Origin of the sequence: Microbacterium canaveralium (assembly GCF_047238045.1) — a bacterium.
In the GTDB taxonomy this organism is placed as follows: domain Bacteria; phylum Actinomycetota; class Actinomycetes; order Actinomycetales; family Microbacteriaceae; genus Microbacterium.
Genome location: NZ_JBDFMA010000003.1, coordinates 3,213,070 through 3,233,344, shown reverse-complemented (window position 1 = coordinate 3,233,344; position 20,275 = coordinate 3,213,070). Strand labels below are relative to the sequence as shown.

Annotated in this window: 19 protein-coding genes; 16 read left to right on the top strand and 3 right to left on the bottom strand. The window is 69.4% G+C overall.

Annotation, left to right across the window (positions count from 1 at the left end; genetic code table 11):
* Positions 1 to 7 precede the first annotated feature (7 nt).
* From ABC271_RS16380 to ABC271_RS16330, 11 genes are all read left to right on the top strand, one after another.
* Positions 8 to 991, top strand: a complete 984-nt coding sequence (locus tag ABC271_RS16380; protein ID WP_412925902.1) for a DnaJ C-terminal domain-containing protein — start codon at positions 8 to 10, stop codon at positions 989 to 991.
* 67 nt (positions 992 to 1,058) lie between these two features.
* Entirely contained in the window at positions 1,059 to 1,505 is a 447-nt protein-coding gene (locus ABC271_RS16375) for a heat shock protein transcriptional repressor HspR (protein WP_412925901.1), read from the top strand.
* 72 nt (positions 1,506 to 1,577) lie between these two features.
* Complete coding sequence (locus ABC271_RS16370) at positions 1,578 to 2,240, top strand: GntR family transcriptional regulator (RefSeq protein ID WP_412925900.1); 663 nt, start codon at positions 1,578 to 1,580, stop codon at positions 2,238 to 2,240.
* Between the two features lie 249 nt (positions 2,241 to 2,489).
* Positions 2,490 to 3,476 carry an NAD(P)-dependent oxidoreductase gene (locus tag ABC271_RS16365; protein WP_412925899.1) on the top strand — a complete coding sequence of 329 codons (987 nt, stop codon included), beginning with the start codon at positions 2,490 to 2,492 and terminating at the stop codon, positions 3,474 to 3,476.
* A 36-nt stretch (positions 3,477 to 3,512) separates the two neighbouring features.
* Positions 3,513 to 4,814 carry an ABC transporter substrate-binding protein gene (locus ABC271_RS16360; RefSeq protein ID WP_412925898.1) on the top strand — a complete coding sequence of 434 codons (1,302 nt, stop codon included), beginning with the start codon at positions 3,513 to 3,515 and terminating at the stop codon, positions 4,812 to 4,814.
* Between the two features lie 56 nt (positions 4,815 to 4,870).
* A complete protein-coding gene (locus tag ABC271_RS16355; RefSeq protein WP_412925897.1) occupies positions 4,871 to 5,803 on the top strand; it encodes a carbohydrate ABC transporter permease in 933 nt (310 codons plus the stop codon).
* Complete coding sequence (locus ABC271_RS16350; protein WP_412925896.1) at positions 5,800 to 6,711, top strand: carbohydrate ABC transporter permease; 912 nt, start codon at positions 5,800 to 5,802, stop codon at positions 6,709 to 6,711. Before ABC271_RS16355 ends, ABC271_RS16350 begins: the two co-directional genes overlap by 4 nt.
* Before the next feature lie 3 nt (positions 6,712 to 6,714).
* Positions 6,715 to 7,446 carry an SDR family oxidoreductase gene (locus ABC271_RS16345; RefSeq protein ID WP_412925895.1) on the top strand — a complete coding sequence of 244 codons (732 nt, stop codon included), beginning with the start codon at positions 6,715 to 6,717 and terminating at the stop codon, positions 7,444 to 7,446.
* A 20-nt stretch (positions 7,447 to 7,466) separates the two neighbouring features.
* Positions 7,467 to 8,336, top strand: coding sequence for a dihydrodipicolinate synthase family protein (locus ABC271_RS16340; RefSeq protein WP_412925894.1), 870 nt, complete (start codon positions 7,467 to 7,469; stop codon positions 8,334 to 8,336).
* Positions 8,333 to 9,223: a ribokinase gene (locus ABC271_RS16335; protein ID WP_412925893.1), complete on the top strand. Its 891-nt coding sequence runs from the start codon at positions 8,333 to 8,335 to the stop codon at positions 9,221 to 9,223. The genes ABC271_RS16340 and ABC271_RS16335 overlap by 4 nt, the downstream gene beginning before the upstream one ends.
* Before the next feature lie 50 nt (positions 9,224 to 9,273).
* A complete protein-coding gene (locus ABC271_RS16330) occupies positions 9,274 to 10,908 on the top strand; it encodes a fucose isomerase (protein ID WP_412925892.1) in 1,635 nt (544 codons plus the stop codon).
* 152 nt (positions 10,909 to 11,060) lie between these two features.
* On the opposite strand, the gene ABC271_RS16325 is transcribed toward ABC271_RS16330, so the two are convergent.
* The gene (locus tag ABC271_RS16325; protein ID WP_412925891.1) at positions 11,061 to 11,654 is read right to left on the bottom strand and encodes a hypothetical protein; all 594 of its coding nucleotides are present in this window, start codon (positions 11,652 to 11,654) and stop codon (positions 11,061 to 11,063) included.
* Between the two features lie 142 nt (positions 11,655 to 11,796).
* Between ABC271_RS16325 and ABC271_RS16320 the strand changes: the two genes are divergently transcribed.
* From ABC271_RS16320 to ABC271_RS16305, 4 genes are all read left to right on the top strand, one after another.
* The gene (locus ABC271_RS16320; RefSeq protein ID WP_412925889.1) at positions 11,797 to 13,524 is read left to right on the top strand and encodes an ABC transporter ATP-binding protein; all 1,728 of its coding nucleotides are present in this window, start codon (positions 11,797 to 11,799) and stop codon (positions 13,522 to 13,524) included.
* Entirely contained in the window at positions 13,521 to 15,551 is a 2,031-nt protein-coding gene (locus ABC271_RS16315) for an ABC transporter ATP-binding protein (RefSeq protein ID WP_412925888.1), read from the top strand. Before ABC271_RS16320 ends, ABC271_RS16315 begins: the two co-directional genes overlap by 4 nt.
* Before the next feature lie 306 nt (positions 15,552 to 15,857).
* Positions 15,858 to 17,066: a glycosyltransferase gene (locus ABC271_RS16310; RefSeq protein ID WP_412925887.1), complete on the top strand. Its 1,209-nt coding sequence runs from the start codon at positions 15,858 to 15,860 to the stop codon at positions 17,064 to 17,066.
* 4 nt (positions 17,067 to 17,070) lie between these two features.
* Entirely contained in the window at positions 17,071 to 18,342 is a 1,272-nt protein-coding gene (locus ABC271_RS16305; RefSeq protein WP_412925886.1) for a glycosyltransferase family 4 protein, read from the top strand.
* Between the two features lie 60 nt (positions 18,343 to 18,402).
* Here ABC271_RS16305 and ABC271_RS16300 read toward each other — a convergent pair whose 3' ends face one another.
* Both ABC271_RS16300 and ABC271_RS16295 read right to left on the bottom strand, forming a co-directional pair.
* Positions 18,403 to 18,825 (bottom strand): hypothetical protein, encoded by a 423-nt coding sequence (locus ABC271_RS16300; RefSeq protein ID WP_412925885.1) that lies wholly within the window; start codon positions 18,823 to 18,825, stop codon positions 18,403 to 18,405.
* Between the two features lie 97 nt (positions 18,826 to 18,922).
* Positions 18,923 to 19,141, bottom strand: coding sequence for a hypothetical protein (locus tag ABC271_RS16295; protein ID WP_412925884.1), 219 nt, complete (start codon positions 19,139 to 19,141; stop codon positions 18,923 to 18,925).
* A gap of 85 nt (positions 19,142 to 19,226) precedes the next feature.
* On the opposite strand from ABC271_RS16295, the gene ABC271_RS16290 reads away from it, so the two are divergent.
* Positions 19,227 to 20,231, top strand: coding sequence for a GlxA family transcriptional regulator (locus ABC271_RS16290; protein WP_412925883.1), 1,005 nt, complete (start codon positions 19,227 to 19,229; stop codon positions 20,229 to 20,231).
* Positions 20,232 to 20,275: the final 44 nt, after the last annotated feature.

Sequence of the window (20,275 nt, the reverse complement as noted above, 5' to 3'; positions counted from 1 at the left end):
AGGACGCATGGCGAGTCAGGACTGGTTCGACAAGGACTTCTACAAGGTCCTCGGTGTCGACAAGGACGTGAGCGCTGCCGATCTGAAGAAGACGTACCGCAAGCTCGCGCGCCAGTACCACCCCGACTCGAACCCGGGTGACGCGAAGGCCGAGGCCAAGTTCAAGGAGATCAGCGAGGCCTACTCGGTGCTCAACGACCCCGAGCAGCGCGAGGAGTACGACCAGATCCGGGCAATGGGCTCCGGGGCGCGCTTCTCGGCACCCGGGACCGCGAGCGGTGGCGGCTTCGACGACGTGTTCAGCCGCTTCGGGCAGCAGCGCGGGGGAGCGACGGGCGGATTCGAGGACTTCTTCTCGATGTTCGACCAGCAGGGCGGCGGCTTCGGCTCCGGCCGGTTCGGTCAGCCGTCCGGCGGGTACCGCGGATTCGGCGGTCCGCAGCGAGGCGCCGACGTCACGGCGCGAACGACGCTCGACTTCATCACCGCCGCAAAGGGCGAGACGATCACCCTGCAGGGCGAGGACGGCGTGCCGTTCAAGGTCAAGATTCCCGCGGGCGTCTCCGACGGCCAGAAGATCCGGCTCCGCGGTCGCGGTCGTCCCTCCCCGGACGGCGGCGAGAGCGGTGACATCGTGGTGACGGTCGCTGTCCGGCCCCACCCGGTGTTCTCCCGCGACGGGCTCAACCTGCGGCTGACGGTCCCCGTCACCTTCACCGAGGCGGCGCTCGGAGCGACGATCGAGGTGCCGACCCTCGGGGGCGAGCCCGTGCGGCTGCGCGTGGCGCCGGGCACTCCGTCGGGCCGCGTGCTGCGCGTCAAGGAGCGTGGCATCCATTCGTCCAAGGGGACGGGCGACCTGCTCGCGGAGGTCCAGGTGGCCGTTCCCGACCACCTCGACGACGCCGCCCGCGAGGCCCTCGAGCGCTTCCACGCGCTCGAACCGAAAGAGAATCCCCGCGCCGACCTGATGGCCAAGGCGCGGCAGTAACGCTGGACTCCTGGCATCCGCCACAATCGGATGCCAGGAGCCGGCGATCGATGCGAGAGGAGAGGCCGTGTCCCAGAAGGAAATCGACGAGGACGCGCCGATCTTCGCGATCGCCGTGGCAGCCGAGCTGTCGAACATGCACCCGCAGACCCTGCGGCAGTACGACCGGCTCGGTCTGGTCGTGCCCGCTCGCACGCAGGGCGGATCCCGGCGTTATTCGAGCCGTCACGTGCAGCAGCTGCGCGAGGTCGCTCGCCTGTCGGGCGAGGGCATGAGCCTGCCCGCGATCGCGCGGTTGCTCGCGCTCGAGGAGCAGGTGCACGACCTCGCTCGCCGCGTCAACGATCTCGAACGCCAGCTCCTCGCCGAGCGTCAATCGCGTCCGGGCGCGCGCGTGTTCGCCGCCGGGGCGACCGGCTCGGTCGTGACGCTGCCGCACGGGGCGCGCGTGCGGCGTGCGACGGACATCGTGCTGTGGCGTCCTCGCGGCGTCTTCGATCACGACGAGGACTGACGCAGCACGAACCGATCATCGGGTGAAGAGCGTCCGAGGTAGTCTGTCAACGGTCGACAGTTGGGAGCAGACGTGTCGGAGCTTCGACCCCTCGCCATGGGCGACCAGATCGCGCATCGCCTGCGCGTCGAGATCATCCGCGGCGTCATCCCGCCGGGCACGCACCTGGCGGAAGACAGCCTGGCCGCGCGCTTCGACGTGAGCCGCGGACCGGTGCGAGACGCCCTCCGTCAACTGGAGGTCGAGGGTCTCGCCGAAGACAGGCGCAAGCGCCTGTACGCGCGGGCCATGGACCTGCGCGACGTGGAGGAGCTCTACGTCGTGAGGGAGGCGCTGGAATCGCTCGCCATCCGCTTGGCCATCCAGAACGCGAGCGCAAGCGACTGGGATCGCGTGCAGCGCATCGTCGATGGCATGTCGGCCGCCGCGAGCAGCGACGACGGCGAGCGTTTCGCGGAGCTCGACATGGAGTTCCACACCAGCTTCTACACCAACTCGCAGAACCGCCGTCTGGTGGACGCGTGGCGTCCGTACCAGCGCATCTTCGCGATCTTGTTCGAACTGAGCGACACCTCCGACATCGCCTCCGCGACCGAGGACCACCAGGGGTTCCTCGACGTCATCCGGACGGGAGACGTGGATGCCGCCGTCCACCGCCTGCGCCTCCATCTGACGCTCGCGAAGGGGCACGTCCGCGACGTGCTGCGAGGTCTCGCGGCAGGCTCCACCGCCTGACGCGCGCGCCCACCCGGTGCGGACGCGGCGGAGGCCACCCCGCTCGTCCGACGATTCCGCGCGCCGTTCGACGGTGACGCGCCCAGCCGTCGCGCGCGCATGCGGGCCCTCGCGCGACGGACGCAAAGGGGCGGCACCGCGTATTGACACCCACCGATCCCGCCCATATGGTAACTGTTAACAGTAGACAGATCGTTCGATGGTGATCGGTTCTTCGGATCCCCTCGCCGTCCAGAAGGGCTCCGCAAGATGACCTCCGCCTCCTCCGCCGTCGGTGACGGCCGCACCGTGATCGTCGGACCCGTGCGTTACGCCGAGCTGTGCGGTTCCGGTCGGCAGCTGCTGCTCGACCACGGGTTCACCCTCGTCGAGAACGAGGCGACGGTGCCGTGGACGCAGCCCGAGCTGCACGCCCTTCTCGCCGGCGCCGACGCCGCGGTCGCGGGCGTGGAGGTCTACGACAGCGCCGCCCTCGCCCACGCCGACCGGTTGCAGATCATCTCGCGCCTCGGTGTCGGCCTCGACAACATCGACCTCGACGAGACGCGAATCCGTGGCATCCACGTCGTCAACGTCCCCGGCGGCAACGCCGCCGCGGTGGCCGAACTGGCGATCGGTTTCATGATCGCCGTGCTGCGCCGTCTGCCCGAGATGGATGCTGCGACGAAGGCCGGCCGCTGGGACCGCTTCGTCGGACGCGAACTGGCAGGCAAGTCCATCGGCCTCATCGGATTCGGCGCGATCGCTCAGCTCGTCGCCCGCCGTCTGCACGGCTTCGACGTCGCGGTCACCGCGTACGACCCGTTCGCCGACGAGGCCGCCGCCGCGCGACTAGGTGTCCGCCTCGCGGACAGCGCGGCTGCGGCGGTCGCTGACGTCGACATCGTCAGCGTGCACGCGCCCCACACCGCCGCGACCCACCACATCGTCGATGACACCCTCATCGACGCGATGCGCGAGGGCACGATCCTGATCAACACCGCGCGCGGTGGGCTCGTCGACCAGGCCGCGCTCGTGCGGGGTCTGGCATCCGGTCGCGTCGCCGGCGCGGGCCTCGACGTCTTCGAGGTCGAGCCCGCCTCGGCCGAGAACCCCCTCTTCGCTCACCCGAACGTTGTCGTCGCGCCGCACGCGGCGGCGGACAGCCGCGAAGCGTACGAGCGCATCGGCCTGGCCACGGCCCGGGCGATCGTCGACGTCTTCGCCGGGCGCCTTCCCGAGGCGCTCGTCGCATAACTCCTGCTGCAATCACACACCCCGAGAGGAACACCGATGTTCACTACACCGCACACCCGACGCGTCGTCGCGGGACTGGCCGCCGCAGGCGCCGTCGTACTCGCGCTGACCGGATGCGCCGGCGGAGCAGGCGGCGATGACGCCCCCGTCTCCGAGATCACCGTCGTGGCCGCCAACAGCCCCTGGGTCGAGGGGGTGAAGACGCTCGCGACGAAGTACAAGGACGAGACGGGGATCACCGTCAACATCGAGGCCTACGGCAACGAGCAGCTCAACGACAACTACAAGGTCAAGCTCAACGCGTCGTCCTCCGACTTCGACGTCATGGCGTTCCAGGTGCAGGACGTGATGCGGGAGTTCTCGCGCAACGGCTGGCTCGCCGATATGACCGACTACGTCTCCTCGGATGCCGCGTGGAACTGGGAAGACTTCCAGCCGGCGGCCCGCGACGCGGTGCAGCTCGACGGCACCGTCTACGGAGTCCCCGTCATGACCGAGCGCCAGATCGTCTACTACCGCACCGACCTCCTGGAGGCGGCCGGCATCCCGGTTCCGGAGACACTCGACGAGCTCGAGTCGGCCGTCGCCGCTCTCAACAAGCCCGACGCCGGCGTGTACGGCATCGCGATGCGCGGCTCGCGCGTGCCGCTGGTGACGCAACTGTCGTCGTTCTTGTACAGCTATGGCGCCGACTTCCAGGACGCGGACGGTAACGCCAGCATCGACACGCCCGAGGCGGTCGAGGCCATCCAGCTCTACGGCGACCTGCTCAGCAAGTACGGCCCTCCCGGAGCAACCAACATGGGCTGGGTCGAGGCATCCGCGCTGTTCGCCCAGGGCAAGGCGGCGTTCTACATCGACGCCGACAGCCAGGCCTATACCTTCCTCGACTCGAGCAAGAGCAGCGTCGTCGACACCGTCGGCTTCGCTCAGTTCCCGGCGGGTCCCGCGGGCTCCCACTTCTACAACATCGTTTCCCAGACGGTCGGTATCAACGAGTTCTCCACCAAGAAGGATGCCGCGTGGGACTTCATCAAGTGGGTGACCAACGAGGAGAACACCACGTGGCTGCTCGCCAATGAGACCGTTCCGGGCGCGCGACAGTCGGCGTGGGCCGACGATGCCGCCGTGGCGTCCTTCCCTGCCGGACTCGTCGACATCGTCCGCAACGTCGCCGACCACGGCGTCGGCCATGACCGTCCGCGCCTCGAGCAGGTCGCGGCGGCGCGCGAGATCGTCGGCGGCCCCGTGATCACCGCGATCGAAGGAGGGGACGTCGCCGGGGCAGCGGCATCCGCCAACTCCCAGTTCCAGGACCTCCTCGACTCCGAGAAGTGACCTGACGGGGCCCCGGCGACGCCGCCGGGGCCCCGTCCCCGACCGAAAGAGGAACGATGGCGACCCTCACCGCCTCACGCCGTCGCGTCACCCCCGCGACCCGAGCCGTCGACTGGATCGACGCGCATCTGAAATGGATACTCATCGCCCCGTCGGTGGTGTTCATCGCCCTGCTGATCGCCTTCCCGATCGGCTACACCGTGTTCCTCTCGATGACCGACTCCGCGGGAGCCGTCTCACGACCGTTCCGGTTCGTCGGGTTCGAGAACTACATCGGCTGGCTGACCGACACCGAGCGGTTCTGGCCGGCCGTCGGGCGCACCGCCTACTTCACCGGCATGGCCCTCGCCCTCGAGATCGTCCTCGGTCTGGCCATCGCGCTCCTGCTACGCAAGACGTTCCGCGGTCAGAGCCTGGTGCGCGTCTTCATCCTCCTGCCCCTGGTGGCCACGCCCGTCGCGGTCGGCATGATGTGGTTGCTCATCTTCGAGCCCTCCATCGGCTTCGCCAACGTCGTGATGCGCTTCCTCGGACTGCCGCCGCAGGGATGGCTCTCCGACCCGTCGATGGCGCTGAACACCCTGATCTTCATCGATGTCTGGCAATGGACTCCGATGGTCATCCTGATCCTGCTCGCGGGGCTGTCCACTCTGCCCGAGGAGCCGGACGAGGCGGCCCGCGTGGACGGCGCGAACGCCTGGCAGCGCTTCCGCCACATCACCCTGCCGCTCCTGGCTCCGGTGATCGCCGCTGCCGCAATCCTGCGGTCCATCGACGCGATGAAGACCTTCGACATCATCTACGCCACCAAGGGCATCGGCGGCGGGTCCAGCCACGAGGCCGAGACCTTGAACATCCTGGCCTACGGGCAGGCGTTCCAGTTCTCCCAGTACGGCAAGGCATCGGCCCTGCTGATGCTCTTCTTCGTCCTGATCATCGTCGTCCTGCTCGCCCTCGCGATCCTGCGAAATCGAGGAGCCCGCTCATGAGCGCCACCCTGACTCCCTCCGCCACCACCCGTCGTTCGGCATCCGCATCGCCCTCGACCGCGGGGTCCCCCATCCCGAAGCGCCGCCGCCCTCGGCCGGCCGCCGTGGTCGGCGGTGTCGCCCGCGTCGTCGCGATCGCCGTGGTCGTCCTGTCGTTCCTGGTCCCGCTGATCTGGATGTTCCTGGCGAGCCTGAAGCGCAACCTCGACGTCGTCGACCCATCCAAGACGTTCTCCTTCGAACCCACCCTTGGCAACTACGGGACCGTGTTCGGCGCGCAGAACTTCCTGCCCATCATCGGCAACAGCATCTTCGTCGGCGCGGGGGCGACGCTCCTGGCCCTGGCCGTCGGCGTGCCCGCGGCGTACGGCATCGCCCGGTACAAGGCGCGCAGCACGACCGCGTTCCTGCTGATGGCGCGTGTGATCCCGGGTGTGAGCCTGCTCATCCCCTGGTACTTCCTGTTCTCGCAGGTGCACCTGGTGGGCACCTACACCGTGCTGATCCTCACGCACCTGTTCGTCACGATGCCGCTCGTCGTGGCGATCATGTCGAGCTTCTTCGATGGCATCCCCGTCGAGCTCGAGGAGGCCGCTCAGATCGACGGCACCAGCCGGATCGGGGCCTTCGTTCGGGTCGTCCTTCCTCTCTCGGTGCCGGGTGTCGCGACGGCGGCGATCCTGTCGTTCATCTTCAGCTGGAACAACTTCCTCTTCGCGCTCGTGCTCTCCAGCCAGAGCACCAGGACGCTCCCCGTCGCCATCGTCAACTTCACCAGCTACGCCGCCGTCGACTGGGGCGGGCTCATGGCGGCCGCGGTGGTCATCACGGTGCCCGTGATGATCGTGGCGCTCATCGCGCAGAAGTACGTCGTCAGCGGTCTCACCGCCGGCGCAACGAAGGGCTGACGCGTGCCTCGATCAACCGCCTGGATCATCGGGGGCGGCTCCGGCATCGGCGAGGCCGCCGCGTGGGCGCTGGCCCTGGCAGACCGGCATGTGATCGTGTCCGGGCGACGCCAAGGTGAACTCGACCGCGTCGTGAACCGGGTGCGCGCCGCGGGCGGGTCCGCCTCCGCCGCGGCCCTCGACGTCGGGGACGCGTCCGCGGTTCTCGCGACGGCGGAGGCGATCGCCCACCGTCACGGCCCCGTCGGCACGCTCGTCTACAGCGCCGGGACGAACGTGCGGCAGCGGTTCTGGGATTCGGTCGAGCCCGCGGACATCGAGAACGTCATGGATGCCAACCTCCACGGTGCCGTTCGTGCGATCCACGCCGTTTTGCCCGCGATGCGGGAACGACGTGAGGGCAGGATCGTCCTCGTTTCGTCGTGGGCGGCATGGCGCTTCTCGCCGGGGGCCGGCGCCGCCTATTCGGCGAGCAAGGCGGCGCTCGGCGTTCTCGCGGAGACCCTGAACGCCGCGGAAGGACGCGGTGGCGTGACGGCGACGCACCTGTGCCCCGGTGAGGTGTCCACCGACATCCTCGACACCCGCCCCGACCCGCCCTCCGCCGAAGCGCGCGGGCTCATGTTGCGTCCCGACGACCTCGGCGAGGCGATCGCCTGGCTTGCGGGTCTGCCCGCGCGCGTGTGCGTCAACGAGCTCGTCGTCACCCCCGCCGCCAACTCTTCCTACGCCTGATCCGAGCCGAAAGGTCCACCATGTCCCGTCGTGACATCGTCACCGCCATCCCCACCAGCTTCCGCCCCGACGGCGCCCTCGACGTCGACGGGAGCCGCGAGATCTTCCGCTACGTCGCCCGGTCGGGAAACGAGGGCGCGTTCGTCCTCGGGACCACCGGGGAGTTCCCCGCCGTGGACGACGACGAGTTCCGCACGCTCGTGTCGATGGCCGTCGACGAGCTCTCCGGCCACCTGCGGGTCATCGCGCATGTCGGGCAGCCCAGCGCCTACGAGGCCGTCCGCCGCGTCCGTGTCGCGCGCGAGCTCGGGGTGACGGAGTTCGCCGCCCTCACCCCGTACTACCTCCCCGCCACGGAAGAAGCGGTCTACGACTACTTCACGCAGGTCGCCGACGCGGTGGGCGATGGATCGCTGTACGTCTACGTGTACCCGAAGCGCAGCGGCATCCCGGTCTCGCCAGCCCTTCTGGCGCGCCTGGCCGAACTGCCCGCGGTCGTCGGAGCGAAGGTCAGCGAGCTCTCGCTCGACGAGCTTGCCGCGTACCGCGCGGTCGTGCCCGACGACTTCGTGCTGTACACCGGTGCCGACCGTGAGCTCGTGGCCGCCGGAGAGTCGGGGGCGCAGGGCGTCGTGTCCGGGGTGTCGTCGGTGCTGCCGAAGCCGTTCCGCGATCTCGCCCGCGCCGCAGACGGAGACGACGCGGACGCGCTCGCTCGTGCGCAGGCCGCGGTCGACGATGTCGTGGCCGTCATCGGCGGTGACATGGCACGGATGAAGGCCGCCTACCGGATCATGGGCGTCGCGGACGGAGTCTGCCGTATGGCGCTGGCCGCGCCCGATGACGCCGCGCTCGCGGAGATCGAGCGCGTCGTGGCCACGTACCGGTGACCGCGACGGTCGTCGTCGTCGGTTCCATCAACGCCGACGAGACACTGCCCGTGGCGTCGTGGCCCGTACCGGGGGAGACGGCGCTGCTCACCGGCCCTGTCCTCCGCGGTCTCGGAGGCAAGGGGGCGAACCAGGCGGTTGCCGCGACCCTCGCCGGGGCGGACGTCGCCCTCGTCGGGGCCGTCGGTCAGGATGCCACCGGCAACGACGCCCTGCGGAGCCTCCGCGGCCACGGCGTCGACGTGGACGGCGTGCGGACGGTCCCCGGGTCCACGGGGCGCGCGCTCATCGTCGTCGACCCCCGCGGCGAGAACCTGATCCTCGTCGATCCCGGGGCCAACGCCGTGATCGACGCCGAGATGGTTCGCGAGGCCGCGGGCCACTGGGCCGCCGAGACCGTCGTGCTCGTGCAGGGCGAGGTGTCGCGGGCGGTCATCGACGCCGTCGCCGCCGCGTGCCGCGCAGTCGGTGCCCGGTTCGTCCTGAACCTCGCGCCCTTCGTCGAGGTGGGCGGTGACACGCTTGCGACCGCGGATCCCCTGGTCGTCAACGAGATCGAGGCCGCACAACTCGGTATCGATCCGACGGCGGAGGCCGGGGCATTGCCCGCATGCTCCCTCGTCGTCACTCTCGGTGCCGACGGAGCGGTCGTGCGCACGGCGGCCGGCACGCAGCGGTTGCCCGCCCGTTCGGTCGAGGTCGTCGACACCACCGGGGCCGGCGACGCGTTCGTCGGCACCCTCGCCGCCCGGCTCGCCGCCGGGGCGGATCTGGCCACCTCCGCTGCGGTGGCCACCCAGGCCGCGGCATACGCGGTCGCCCACCGCGGAGCCGCCGCGTCATACGGCACCCGCGAACAGATCGAGCGCTTCGCAGGCGTGCACTGACGACGAGCCCCGCCGTGCATCCCCGCGCCTCCCGACGAAAGGACTACGCGTTGAACCCTTACACCCTGCCCGAACTCCGTCCCCGCCCCGAGGCGCCGGCATCCACCGCCTATCTGATCGCCTCGGGTGATCTGCGCGAGTCGGCGAACGTCGCCGGCTGGCCGACGCAGGAGGCGATGGAGCGAGCCATCAGCGCCGCCTTCGCCGAGGAGGGATGGACGGTGGTGCGCGCCAACGACGTCGATCCCGCGACCGGACACGGTTTCATCTCGAGCCAGCGCATGGGCCTCGAGGTCTTCACCGGCATCCCGACCGATGCGCCGTTGATCGTCGCCGAGGCGGTGTGGCAGTACTCGCACCACGTTCTCGCCGGACTCCGGACCCACCGCGGACCCGTCCTCACGCTGGCGAACTTCGCCGGCGAGTGGCCGGGACTCGTGGGCCTGCTGGGGCTCAACGCGGGGCTGGCGAAGATGGGCAAGGAGCACTCGACACTGTGGTCGGTCGACTTCACGGACGACTGGTTCCGATCCCGTCTCCGGGAGTGGATCGCGACCGGCCGCATCGCCCACGACGTTTCGCACGTCCGGACGCTCCCCGCCCTCCCCGAGACTCCGGAGGTGGAACTCGGCCGCGCGCTGGGCGCCGAACTGCTCTTGGACAAGGCGATCATCGGCGTGTTCGACGAGGGCTGCATGGGCATGTACAACGCGATCTTCGACGACGAGCTGCTCAACCCGATCGGCATCTACAAGGAGCGGCTGTCGCAGTCGGCGCTCTACGCCGAGATGCTGCGTGTGGAGGATGCCGAGGCGGACGCCACGTTCGACTGGCTGACGTCGGCGGGCATGGTGTTCCGGTTCGGCGCCGACCCCGCGACCGAGCTCACGCGCGATCAGGTGCAGTGGCAGCTGAAGATGTACATCGCCGCGGTGCGCATCGCGGATGACTTCGGTGTGGATGCCGTCGGCATCCAGTACCAGCAGGGGCTCAAGGACCTCGTGCCCGCCTCGGATCTGGCGGAGGGAATCCTCAACACGACGGACCGCCCGCCGGTGTTCTCCCGCGATGGACAGCGTGAACTCTTCGCGGGACGAGCCCTCCCGCACTTCAACGAGGCCGACGAGGGTGTCGCCGTCGATGCGCTGATCACCGACCGCATCTGGCGCGCGATGGGCCTGGTACCAGACAACACGCTGCACGACGTGCGGTGGGGTGAAGACTACGAGGGCCGGTTCGTCTGGGTCTACGAGATCTCGGGGTCGGTCCCGGCCTCGCACCTGGGTGGATGGGACCACGCCGAGGGATGGCGCCAGGGTGAGGTGTTCTTCCCCGCCGGCGGGGCGACCATCAACGGTGTCTCCCGGCCCGGCGAGGTGGTGATCTCGCGGGTGTTCCTCGCGGACGGCATCCTGCAAGTGGACCTCCTTCGCGGCTCGGTGATCGAGTTGCCCGAGGAAGAGACCCGTCGCCGCAAGGAGATGACGAACCCCGAATGGCCGATCGCCCATGTCGTCCTGCACGACATCGACCGCGATCAGTTCATGGCTCGGCACAAGGCCAACCACGCCCAGGTCGTCTACGCCCCGGATGCGGAAACCGCCGACCGTGCGCTCCTCGCCAAGGCGGCGATGTTCGACCACATCGGCGTGAAGGTCAATCTCGTCGGTCGCGTCACCCTGTAGCGGCGGCGCCGTTGCCCTCGCGGTACGGTTCCTCACGATCTCTCTCGGCTCGAGGGATCAGCCCGAGCCGTCACCGCGAGGGTCTTCGATGAGCCGCCCCGACCGATACCGCCACCGGTTCTGCGACATCACGAACGCGCTCCGTTCAGCGCTCACGCCGGATCGAGTCGCAGGACGGTCGCTGCCTCACCGACCCGCAGGTCGTCGACCACGCGCAGGGTGCGAGCGAGGTCGTCCACGGCGCCGATGACCGTGCCGAAGCGCTGGCGGTCGGCGCACACCGCGGTGACGGTGACGAAATGGGCCCCGGTGTCCCACGTGTAGGTCGCGAACGGCGGCGTGCGCGCGTCGGAGGGGAGCGGCATCGCGAGCTTCTCGCCGACCCCCAGGTGAGGATTGCGGAAGGCCTCGGTGTCGTCGTACTCCATCGGCATCATCGCGCGGGCGGCGCGCAGCTGCGGCGTCGCCTCCTGCAGCTGCGCCATCACGACGAGCAGGTCGGGGTCGCTCCGCCACACCCACACGAGCACGCGGCCCGCGGCTCGGCGCATGAGCAACGGTGCGGCCTGGCTCGCCACCCAGGCGAAGAGCCCGCTGCCGGGGCGCTCGGTCGCGCCGACGGCGCGGTTCGCCTGCGTCAGCAGCATGCGGATCGCGGCCTTGCGGTGTCGGCGTCCGCGCAGGCCGAGCGAGCCGGTGACGGGCACCCAGAGGTCGGCGGGGGCGTCGGCCTGGAGTCGAGGCATGACACTTAGCCTACGAGCCGGGATGCCAGCCTGCCGGGGCCGACGTACGCCCTCCGCGGAAGCACTCTCGCGATGTCGGAGGTTCGTGCCACTCTTATCTCGCGGTGGTCGCACCGCACCGATCTGACACCCGGAGAACGCCGTGCTCGGAAAGCTCCTCATCCGCTATCTCTCACGATATCGCTGGCTGCTTGTCGCCATCCTCCTCTTCCAGGCGGCGTCGGCCGTCGCGACGCTATACCTGCCGCGCCTGAATGCCGACATCATCGATCAGGGCGTCGCCCGGGGTGACACGGGCTACATCTGGTCGCGCGGGGCGCTCATGCTGGTCATATCACTCGGCCAGATCGTGGCATCCGTGATCGCCACCTACTTCGCCGCGCGGGCCGCGATGTCCGCGGGGCGCGACATCCGCCGTGACGTGTTCGAACGCGTGAGCGGGTTCTCCGAGCGCGAGCTGTCGCAGTTCGGCGCCGGCTCGCTCATCACGCGCAACACCAACGACGTCCAGCAGGTGCAGATGCTGGCGATGATGGGCGCGACGATGCTCGTGAGCGCGCCGCTCCTCGCGATCGGCGGCATCATCATGGCCCTGCAGCAGGACGTCGGGTTGAGCTGGCTGATCGGCGTCGCCGTCCCGGTGCTGCTCGTGCTCGTCGCGCTGATCATCGCGCGCATGGTGCCGCTGTTCCGCAGCTACCAGACCAAGCTCGACGCCGTGAACCGCGTCATGCGCGAGCAGCTGACCGGCGTCCGCGTCGTGCGGGCGTTCGTGCGCGAGCGCATCGAAGAGGAGCGCTTCCGCGGGGCGAACACCGACATCCTCGTCGTCGGACGCAAGGTGGGGTCGCTCTTCGTCCTCCTGTTCCCGCTGGCGATGCTCGTGCTGAACGTCACCGTGGTGGGCGTCATCTGGTTCGGTGGCATCCAGGTGGATGCCGGTGGTGTCGAGATCGGCACGCTGTTCGCCTTCATCCAGTACGTCGCGCAGATCCTCGGCGGCGTGCTCATGGCAAGCTTCATGACGGTGATGATCCCGCGCGCCGCGGTGTCGGCCGAGCGCATCGGCGAGGTCCTCGACAGCACCTCGACGCTCGAGCGCCCCGCGAACCCGGTCGCCGCGTTCCCCGCCCCCGGCGAGGTCGTGTTCGACGACGTCGCCTTCTCGTACCCCGGTGCCGAAGCCCCCGTCGTGTCGGGCATCAGCTTCACGGCCGCCCCGGGCGAGACCGTCGCGATCGTCGGTTCCACGGGTGCCGGCAAGACCACCCTCATCTCCCTCATCCCGCGCCTGTTCGACGTCACCGGCGGCGCCGTGCGGGTCGGCGGGGTCGACGTGCGCGAGGCCGACCTCGACGAACTGTGGCGGGGCATCGGTCTGGTGCCGCAGCGGCCCTTCCTCTTCAGCGGCACGGTCGCCTCCAACCTCCGCTTCGGCCGCGAGGACGCCACCGACGACGAGCTGTGGCGCGCGCTCGAGATCGCGCAGGGCAGCGACTTCGTCCGAGAGATGGAGGGCGGCCTGGACGCCCGTATCGCGCAGGGCGGCACGAACGTCTCGGGTGGGCAGCGCCAGCGCCTCGCCATCGCCCGAGCGATCGTTCATCGCCCCCGCGTGCTCGTCTTCGACGACTCGTTCTCGGCCCTCGACCTCACGACGGACGCGCGATTGCGAAAAGCGCTGTGGGACGAGTTACCCGACGTCACGAAGATCGTCGTGGCGCAGCGCGTCTCCACGATCACCGGGGCCGACCGCATCGTCGTCCTGGAAGACGGGCGCATGGTCGGACTCGGCACGCACGACGAGCTGGTCCAGACGAGCCCCACCTACCGCGAGATCGTCGAGTCGCAGCTGGGGGTGGAAGCATGAGCACTCCCGATGCCCTCACGGAAGAGGAGCGCGCCGAGCTCGAACTCGCCGAGCAGGCGCGCCAGAACTCCGGCGACTGGAACAGCGTCGCGCCGGGGAAGGCGTCGGCGTTCGGGCCGAGCTTCCGGCGACTCATCGGCCTGCTGCGGCCTCACGCATGGACCTTCGCCTTCGTCTCGTTCCTGGGGGCCGTTGGTGTCGTGCTCGCGGTGCTCGCGCCGCGCATCCTGGGCAACGCCACCAACATCATCTTCGAGGGAGTGGTCTCGAAGTCGCTGGCCCAGGGATTCCCGGAGGGGACGCCGAAAGAGACGGTCGTCGACGCCCTCCGCTCCTCGGGTCAGGGAGACGTCGCGAACATCGTCTCGGCGATGGACAACTTCCAGGTGGGCGCCGGTGTCGACTTCGACGCCCTGCGCGTCGTCATCGTGACCGTGCTCGCGATCTACGTGGGCTCGTCGCTGCTGTCGTGGATCCAGGGTTACGTCATCAACGTGATCATGGTGCGCACCATGTGGCGCCTCCGCGAAGACGTCGAGGCCAAGATCAACCGTCTGCCGCTGGCGTACTTCGACAAGGTGCAGCGCGGCGAGCTGATCTCGCGCGTCACGAACGACATCGACAACATCACTCAGACGATGCAGCAGTCGCTCTCGAGCGCCCTCACCTCGGTGCTCACCGTGGTCGGCGTGCTCATTATGATGTTCAGCATCTCCTGGCAGCTCGCGCTGGTCGCGCTCGTCTCGCTGCCGCTCATGGCGGTGATCTTCGGCGTCATCGGCCCGCGCTCGCAGAAGGCCTTCGGTGAGCAGTGGAAGAAGGTCGGCCGCCTCAACGCCCGCGTCGAAGAGTCGTTCTCGGGTCACGCGCTCGTGAAGGTCTTCGGCCGCGAGAAGGACGCGCGCGAGAAGTTCGAGGTCGAGAACGACGAGCTGTTCGAGGCGAGCTTCCGCGCCCAGTTCCTGTCGGGCATGATCATGCCCGGGATGATGTTCGTCGGGAACCTCACGTACGTCGGCATCGCGGTCCTCGGTGGTCTCATGGTCGCCGGCGGTCAGATCCGCCTCGGCGACGTGCAGGCGTTCATCCAGTACTCGCAACAGTTCACGCAGCCGCTGTCGCAGCTCGGTGGCATGGCCGCGGTCGTCCAGTCCGGCACCGCCTCGGCCGAGCGCGTCTTCGCGCTGCTCGACGCCGACGAGCAGGAGCCGGATGCCGCGGACGCCCCCGCGCACGTCGAAGGACGCGGCGTCATCGAGTTCCAGTCGGTCCGTTTCTCGTACACGCCCGATCGGCCGCTCATCCGTGACCTGTCGTTCCGTGTCGAGCCGGGTCAGACGGTCGCGATCGTCGGCCCGACCGGTGCCGGTAAGACGACGCTGGTGAACCTCATCATGCGGTTCTACGAACTCGACGGCGGACGCATCCTCCTCGACGGGCAAGACATCGGCGAGTTGCGCCGCGATGACGTTCGCTCTCGCACGGGAATGGTGCTGCAGGATCCGTGGCTCTTCGCGGGCACCATCCGCGACAACATCCGGTACGGCCGCGAGTCGGCGACCGACGACGAGATCGTGGAGGCCGCCGTGGCCACCCGCGTCGACCAGTTCGTGCACTCGCTGCCCGAGGGGTACGACACGGTCCTCGACGAGGATGCCGCAAACGTCTCCGCGGGCGAGAAGCAGCTCATCACCATCGCGCGGGCGTTCGTCGCGCGACCGTCGGTGCTGATCCTCGACGAGGCGACCTCGTCGGTCGACACCCGCACCGAGTTGCTGCTGCAGCAGGCGATGGCCGCGCTCCGCGAGGGCCGGACGTCGTTCGTCATCGCGCACCGGCTTTCCACGATCCGCGACGCCGACCTCATCCTCGTGATGGAGCACGGCGACATCGTCGAGAAGGGCTCGCACGACGAGCTCATCACGGCGCACGGCGCCTACTGGCGCCTGTACCAGTCGCAGTTCGAGAGCGCCGCGGGCGACGAGGCGGCCGCACCCGAACTCGACCCGAGCGTCGCGCGCAGCTGACCTCGCGGCGGTGGGTTTGGGGCGGGATTCTTCGTTTGGGGCGTGATTTCTCCGCCCCAACGGAGAATTCCGCCCCAAACGCGACGCGTCGCGTGCCCCGCTCCACACATGACGCGGCGCGCGACCCGCCCGAACACGACGCGGCGCGTGCCCAAGGCAGCCACCCCGGAACCGGACGCGTCCCGGTATCGCCCATGCCTCAGCGCCTCGGCATCCGGGGTCCCCCGAACCCCCTCGGGTACAGTTGAGGGGCGCATGCACCGCACAGTGCGACCCGTTCCGCCGCACAGATAGGCCTCACCACCCGTGACCACTCCTGCGACGCCCGCCCCCTCATCTTCGGATGACCGCCCTCTGACGGTCCTCATTGGAGCAGACACCTTCCTCCCGCACGTCAACGGTGCGGCACGCTTCGCCGAGCGCCTCGCCGCGGGGCTCGTGGCGCGCGGCCACGACGTCCACGTGATGGCCCCGAGCGCCGGCCACCGCAACACCGGCGTCTTCACCGAAGTGATCGAGGGAGAGCCGATGACGATGCATCGGCTGCCCTCCTGGCGGTTCCTGCCGCACGACTGGCTCACGTTCGTCCTGCCGTGGCGGTCGAAGCACTACGCCCGGCGGGTGCTCGACGAGGTGAAGCCCGACGTCGTCCACATCCAGTCCCACATCATCATCGGGCGCGGACTCGCGCGCGAGGCGCGGAAGCGTGGCATCCCGGTGGTCGCGACGAACCACGTGATGGCCGAGAACATCCTCGACTTCACGACGCTCCCCGACTCTCTCGACCGCATCTTCGTGAAGCTCGCGTGGGCCGACGCCCAGCGCACGTTCGCCCTCACGCGCGCCGTCACCACCCCCACGCGCCGCGCGGCGGACTTCCTCGAGTCGACGATCGACATCACGGGCGTCATCCCGGTCTCGTGCGGCATCGACCGCTCCAACTACACCCCTGACTTCGAGCCGCGCGACGCGAACCGCATCCTCTTCGTCGGACGCCTCACGACCGAGAAGGGGATCGACATCGTCCTCCGCGCGCTCGCTCAGCTCGATCCCGCACTGAACGCCACGTTCGACATCGTCGGCGGTGGCGACCAGCGTCGCACCCTCGAGCAGCTCGCCGAGCAGCTGGGTGTCGCCGACCGCGTCACGTTCCACGGGCACGCCTCCGAAGAAGAGCTCCGCGCCCTGTACACGCGGGCCAGCGTCTTCGCCATCGCCTCGATCGCCGAGCTGCAGTCCATCGCGACGATGGAAGCGATGGCATCCGGTCTCCCGGTCGTCGCCGCGAACGCTGTCGCCCTGCCGCACCTGGTCCACGACGGCGAGAACGGCTACCTGTTCGAGCCCGGGAACGTCGAAGAGCTCGCCGCGCGCTTGACCGACGTCCTCACCGCCTCGCCCGACGACCGCCGCCGCATGCAGCAGGCCTCGCTCGAAGGGGTGAAGGTGCACGACATCGGCCGCACACTCGACACGTTCGAGGCGCTGTACCGCGGACGCCCCCTGCCGGAGTGACCCTGTGCACGTGGTGATGTTCGCCGACCAGCACGTGGAGTCGCTGGGCGGTGCGCAAGTGTCCATGCGGTTGCAGCGGCGGTTCCTCGAGCGCGCCGGGCACACCGTCACCGTCGTCGCCCCGCGGATGCACCGTCCCGTCCCCGCCGACACCGCCTACGTCGATCTCCCGTCGATCCCGGTCACCCCCGACCGGGAGTACGCCCTGTCGTGGCCCGGCATCCGGACCGATCGTTTCGTGGATGCCGCGATGGCGGGCCGTCCCCCCGTCGACGTCGTGCACGTGCAAGCCGACTTCTGGGGAGCGTTCATCGGCCACCGCTACGCCGCGCGGCACGGGCTGCCCGTCGTGCACACCATGCACAACCGTGTCGACGTCGGGATCGAGGCGACGGCGCCGTTTCCGGGGTTGGTGCTGCGAGTGCTCAACGCGTGGGCGCGGCGCGCTCTGCGCCGGGCGATTCCGGGCCGCGGCGGCGAGGGTGGCCACGACGGCTGGGCCTACTTACGGCGCCTCGCGCGGCTCTCGACCGCGGTCACGGCACCCTCGGCGCATTTCGCCCGACGCCTCGAGGCGCACGGCGCCCTTCCGGCCGGTGGCTCAGCGTCCGGGGTCGGCAGCGCGTCGGGGAGCGGCCGCGCGCCCGCCACGGGCGTCGGCACGGCCTCGGGAGTCGACGTCGTGTGGAACGGCATCGACGACGACATCCTCGATGCGGCGCTTGCCGCCGGTCCCGCCGGACGCCGCCCGGGACGTCCGCGTTTCGTGTGGATCGGCCGGATGAGTCCCGAGAAGCGGCTGCTGCCCTTCCTCGAGGCGGTCGCCGCGTCCGGAATCGACGCGGATGTCGAGGTGATCGGCGGCGGAGCGCAGCTCCGCACGGCGCGACGCCTCGTGGAGCGCTCGCGGCCGGTGGCATCCATTCGGTTCTCGGGCCGGATGCCGTACGCCCAGACGCTTGAGCGTCTCGCCGAGGCCGACGCGGTCGTACAGACGTCGATCGGCTTCGAGACGCAGGGCATGACGGTGTTCGAGGCGGCGTCGCTCGGGACGCCGGCCGTCGTCAGCGACCCGGACATCGCCGCTGAACTGGGCGCCGGTGTCTGGAGTGTTCCGGATGCCACGGTCCTGGCGCTCGCCGAGGCGCTGCGTCGTGCGTCCGCCGACATCGCGGCGGGGTCGCCGGTCGCGGTGGATCCCACCATCGGGGAGCGGTTCCGTCAATCGTCGCGCACAGCCGCGATGGTCGAGGTCTACGAACGCGTTCGGGCCTGAGGAGCCGCACAAACGAGCGGCGGGCCGTGTCGCCACGACCCGCCGAGGAGAACTGCCAGATCAGGTGATCCGGATCGACTCGCCGACGTTGCACGTGTAGTCGACGGGCGAGCGGGCGATCCACGCCTTCGACGTCCCCGAATCGACGAACGTGATCGATCCGGCATCCACGCACGTCGCGACTCCACCCTCGACGCCCGGGGTCTCGGTGACGAGGAACTTCTTCTCGGCGTAGCCGTTCTCGATGCCTGCGAACTGCTTGCCCGCGGGGAACGAGGGCATCGCGTTGCCGTACACCGGCGTGGGCTCGCCGGGCAGGGGACCGTTCGTCACGTTCCACATCGTGGTCGTCTCGTCCTTGCCGTCCAGGAAGATCCCGGCATGCACTTGAGCGTGCGCGGCGGACGGTACCAGAGCGGCGCCGGCGACGACGGCGGACACCGCGAGAGCCGACAGCAGCGGCTTCTTCATCTTGCTCTTCATGGTCGTGCTCCTCTCGGGGGGATGAGGTTCTGACCTCTCCACGCAAACAAGGCCCCGCCGGCCCCGCAAGGGTGTCGCGCAGACACGGAGCCGATACTCAGGGTGCGCTGCGCGCCGGTCGGTGGGCGAAGCTGCGCCGACGTGGGGCCGGCTCCGGGGTCAGCGGAGCACTGACAGGGTCGGCCGGCGCGGGCTCGGGAACGACCCGCCGCGACTCGTCGACGGGCACGGGGCCGTAGCCGTCACTGCGGATCAGCCACAGCGTTGCGACGACGCCGAGGAGGGACAGGATGCCGAGAGCGATGAGGTATGCCATGGCAGATAAGCTACGTCCGTACGAATCATGCCCACGAGTGGCATGATGGACGTCATTCGTCGTATTTCTGCCACCCGGAGGATTCATGCGCTCGGTCGCCGTCGTCGTCCAGCCCGGCTTCGCGCCGTTCGAGTTCGGTCTCGCGTGCGAGGCGTTCGGACTGGACCGCAGTGATGACGGCATCCCGAACTTCGACTTCCGGATCGTGAGTCCGGACCCGGGGGTCGTACCGTCGAACATCGGCTTCTCGATCAATGTCGAACTCGGCCTCGATGCCGCCGAAGACGTCGACGTCCTGGTGCTCGCGCCCGTGCCGCGGGCTCAATGGGGTGCCATCGACGAGCGCGTGACGGAGCTCGTCCGTCGCGTCGACGCACGGGGTGCGTGGCTGCTGAGCGTGTGCAGCGGCTCGTTCGTCCTCGCTGACGCCGGCGTGCTGGACGGTCGCCGTGCCACCACGCACTGGCGATACGCCGAGACTATGGCCCGGATGTACCCGCGGATCGAGGTCGATCCCGACGTGCTCTACGTCCAGGCGGGCAACATCATCACGAGTGCGGGCACCGCTGCGGGGCTCGACGCGTGCCTGCACCTCCTGCGCCAGGAGCTCGGCGCCGAGCTCACCAACCGCATCGCGCGGCGGATGGTGGTGGCGCCGCAGCGTGACGGCGGCCAGGCCCAGTTCATCGCCGCGCCCCTCCCCGTCGACACGTCGCTGTCTCTCGCGCCGGTCACCGAGTGGATGCTGCAGAACCTCCACGCCGACCTTCCGGTCGAGCGGCTCGCCGCACGCGCACACATGTCGCCGCGCACGTTCGCGCGCCGCTTCAAGGCCGACTTCGGTGCCACACCCGCGGCATGGCTGGCGCGACAGCGACTCTTGCACGCGCAGCGCCTCCTCGAGGAGACGACCCTCGGCCTCGATCGCATCGCCGCCGAGTGCGGCTTCGGTTCCGCGGCCGTGCTGCGGCAGAACTTCGCCCGCACGATGGGACTCACCCCGACCGCCTACCGCGCCCGGTTCTCGTGCGCGGATGAGCCCGTGGCATCCATTCCGCCGGCGGCAGTGCGGGAGCCCGTGCCGGCCTGACGGGTGCGTGGCCTGTGGAAAGAGAAACGGCCCCACCCGAAGGT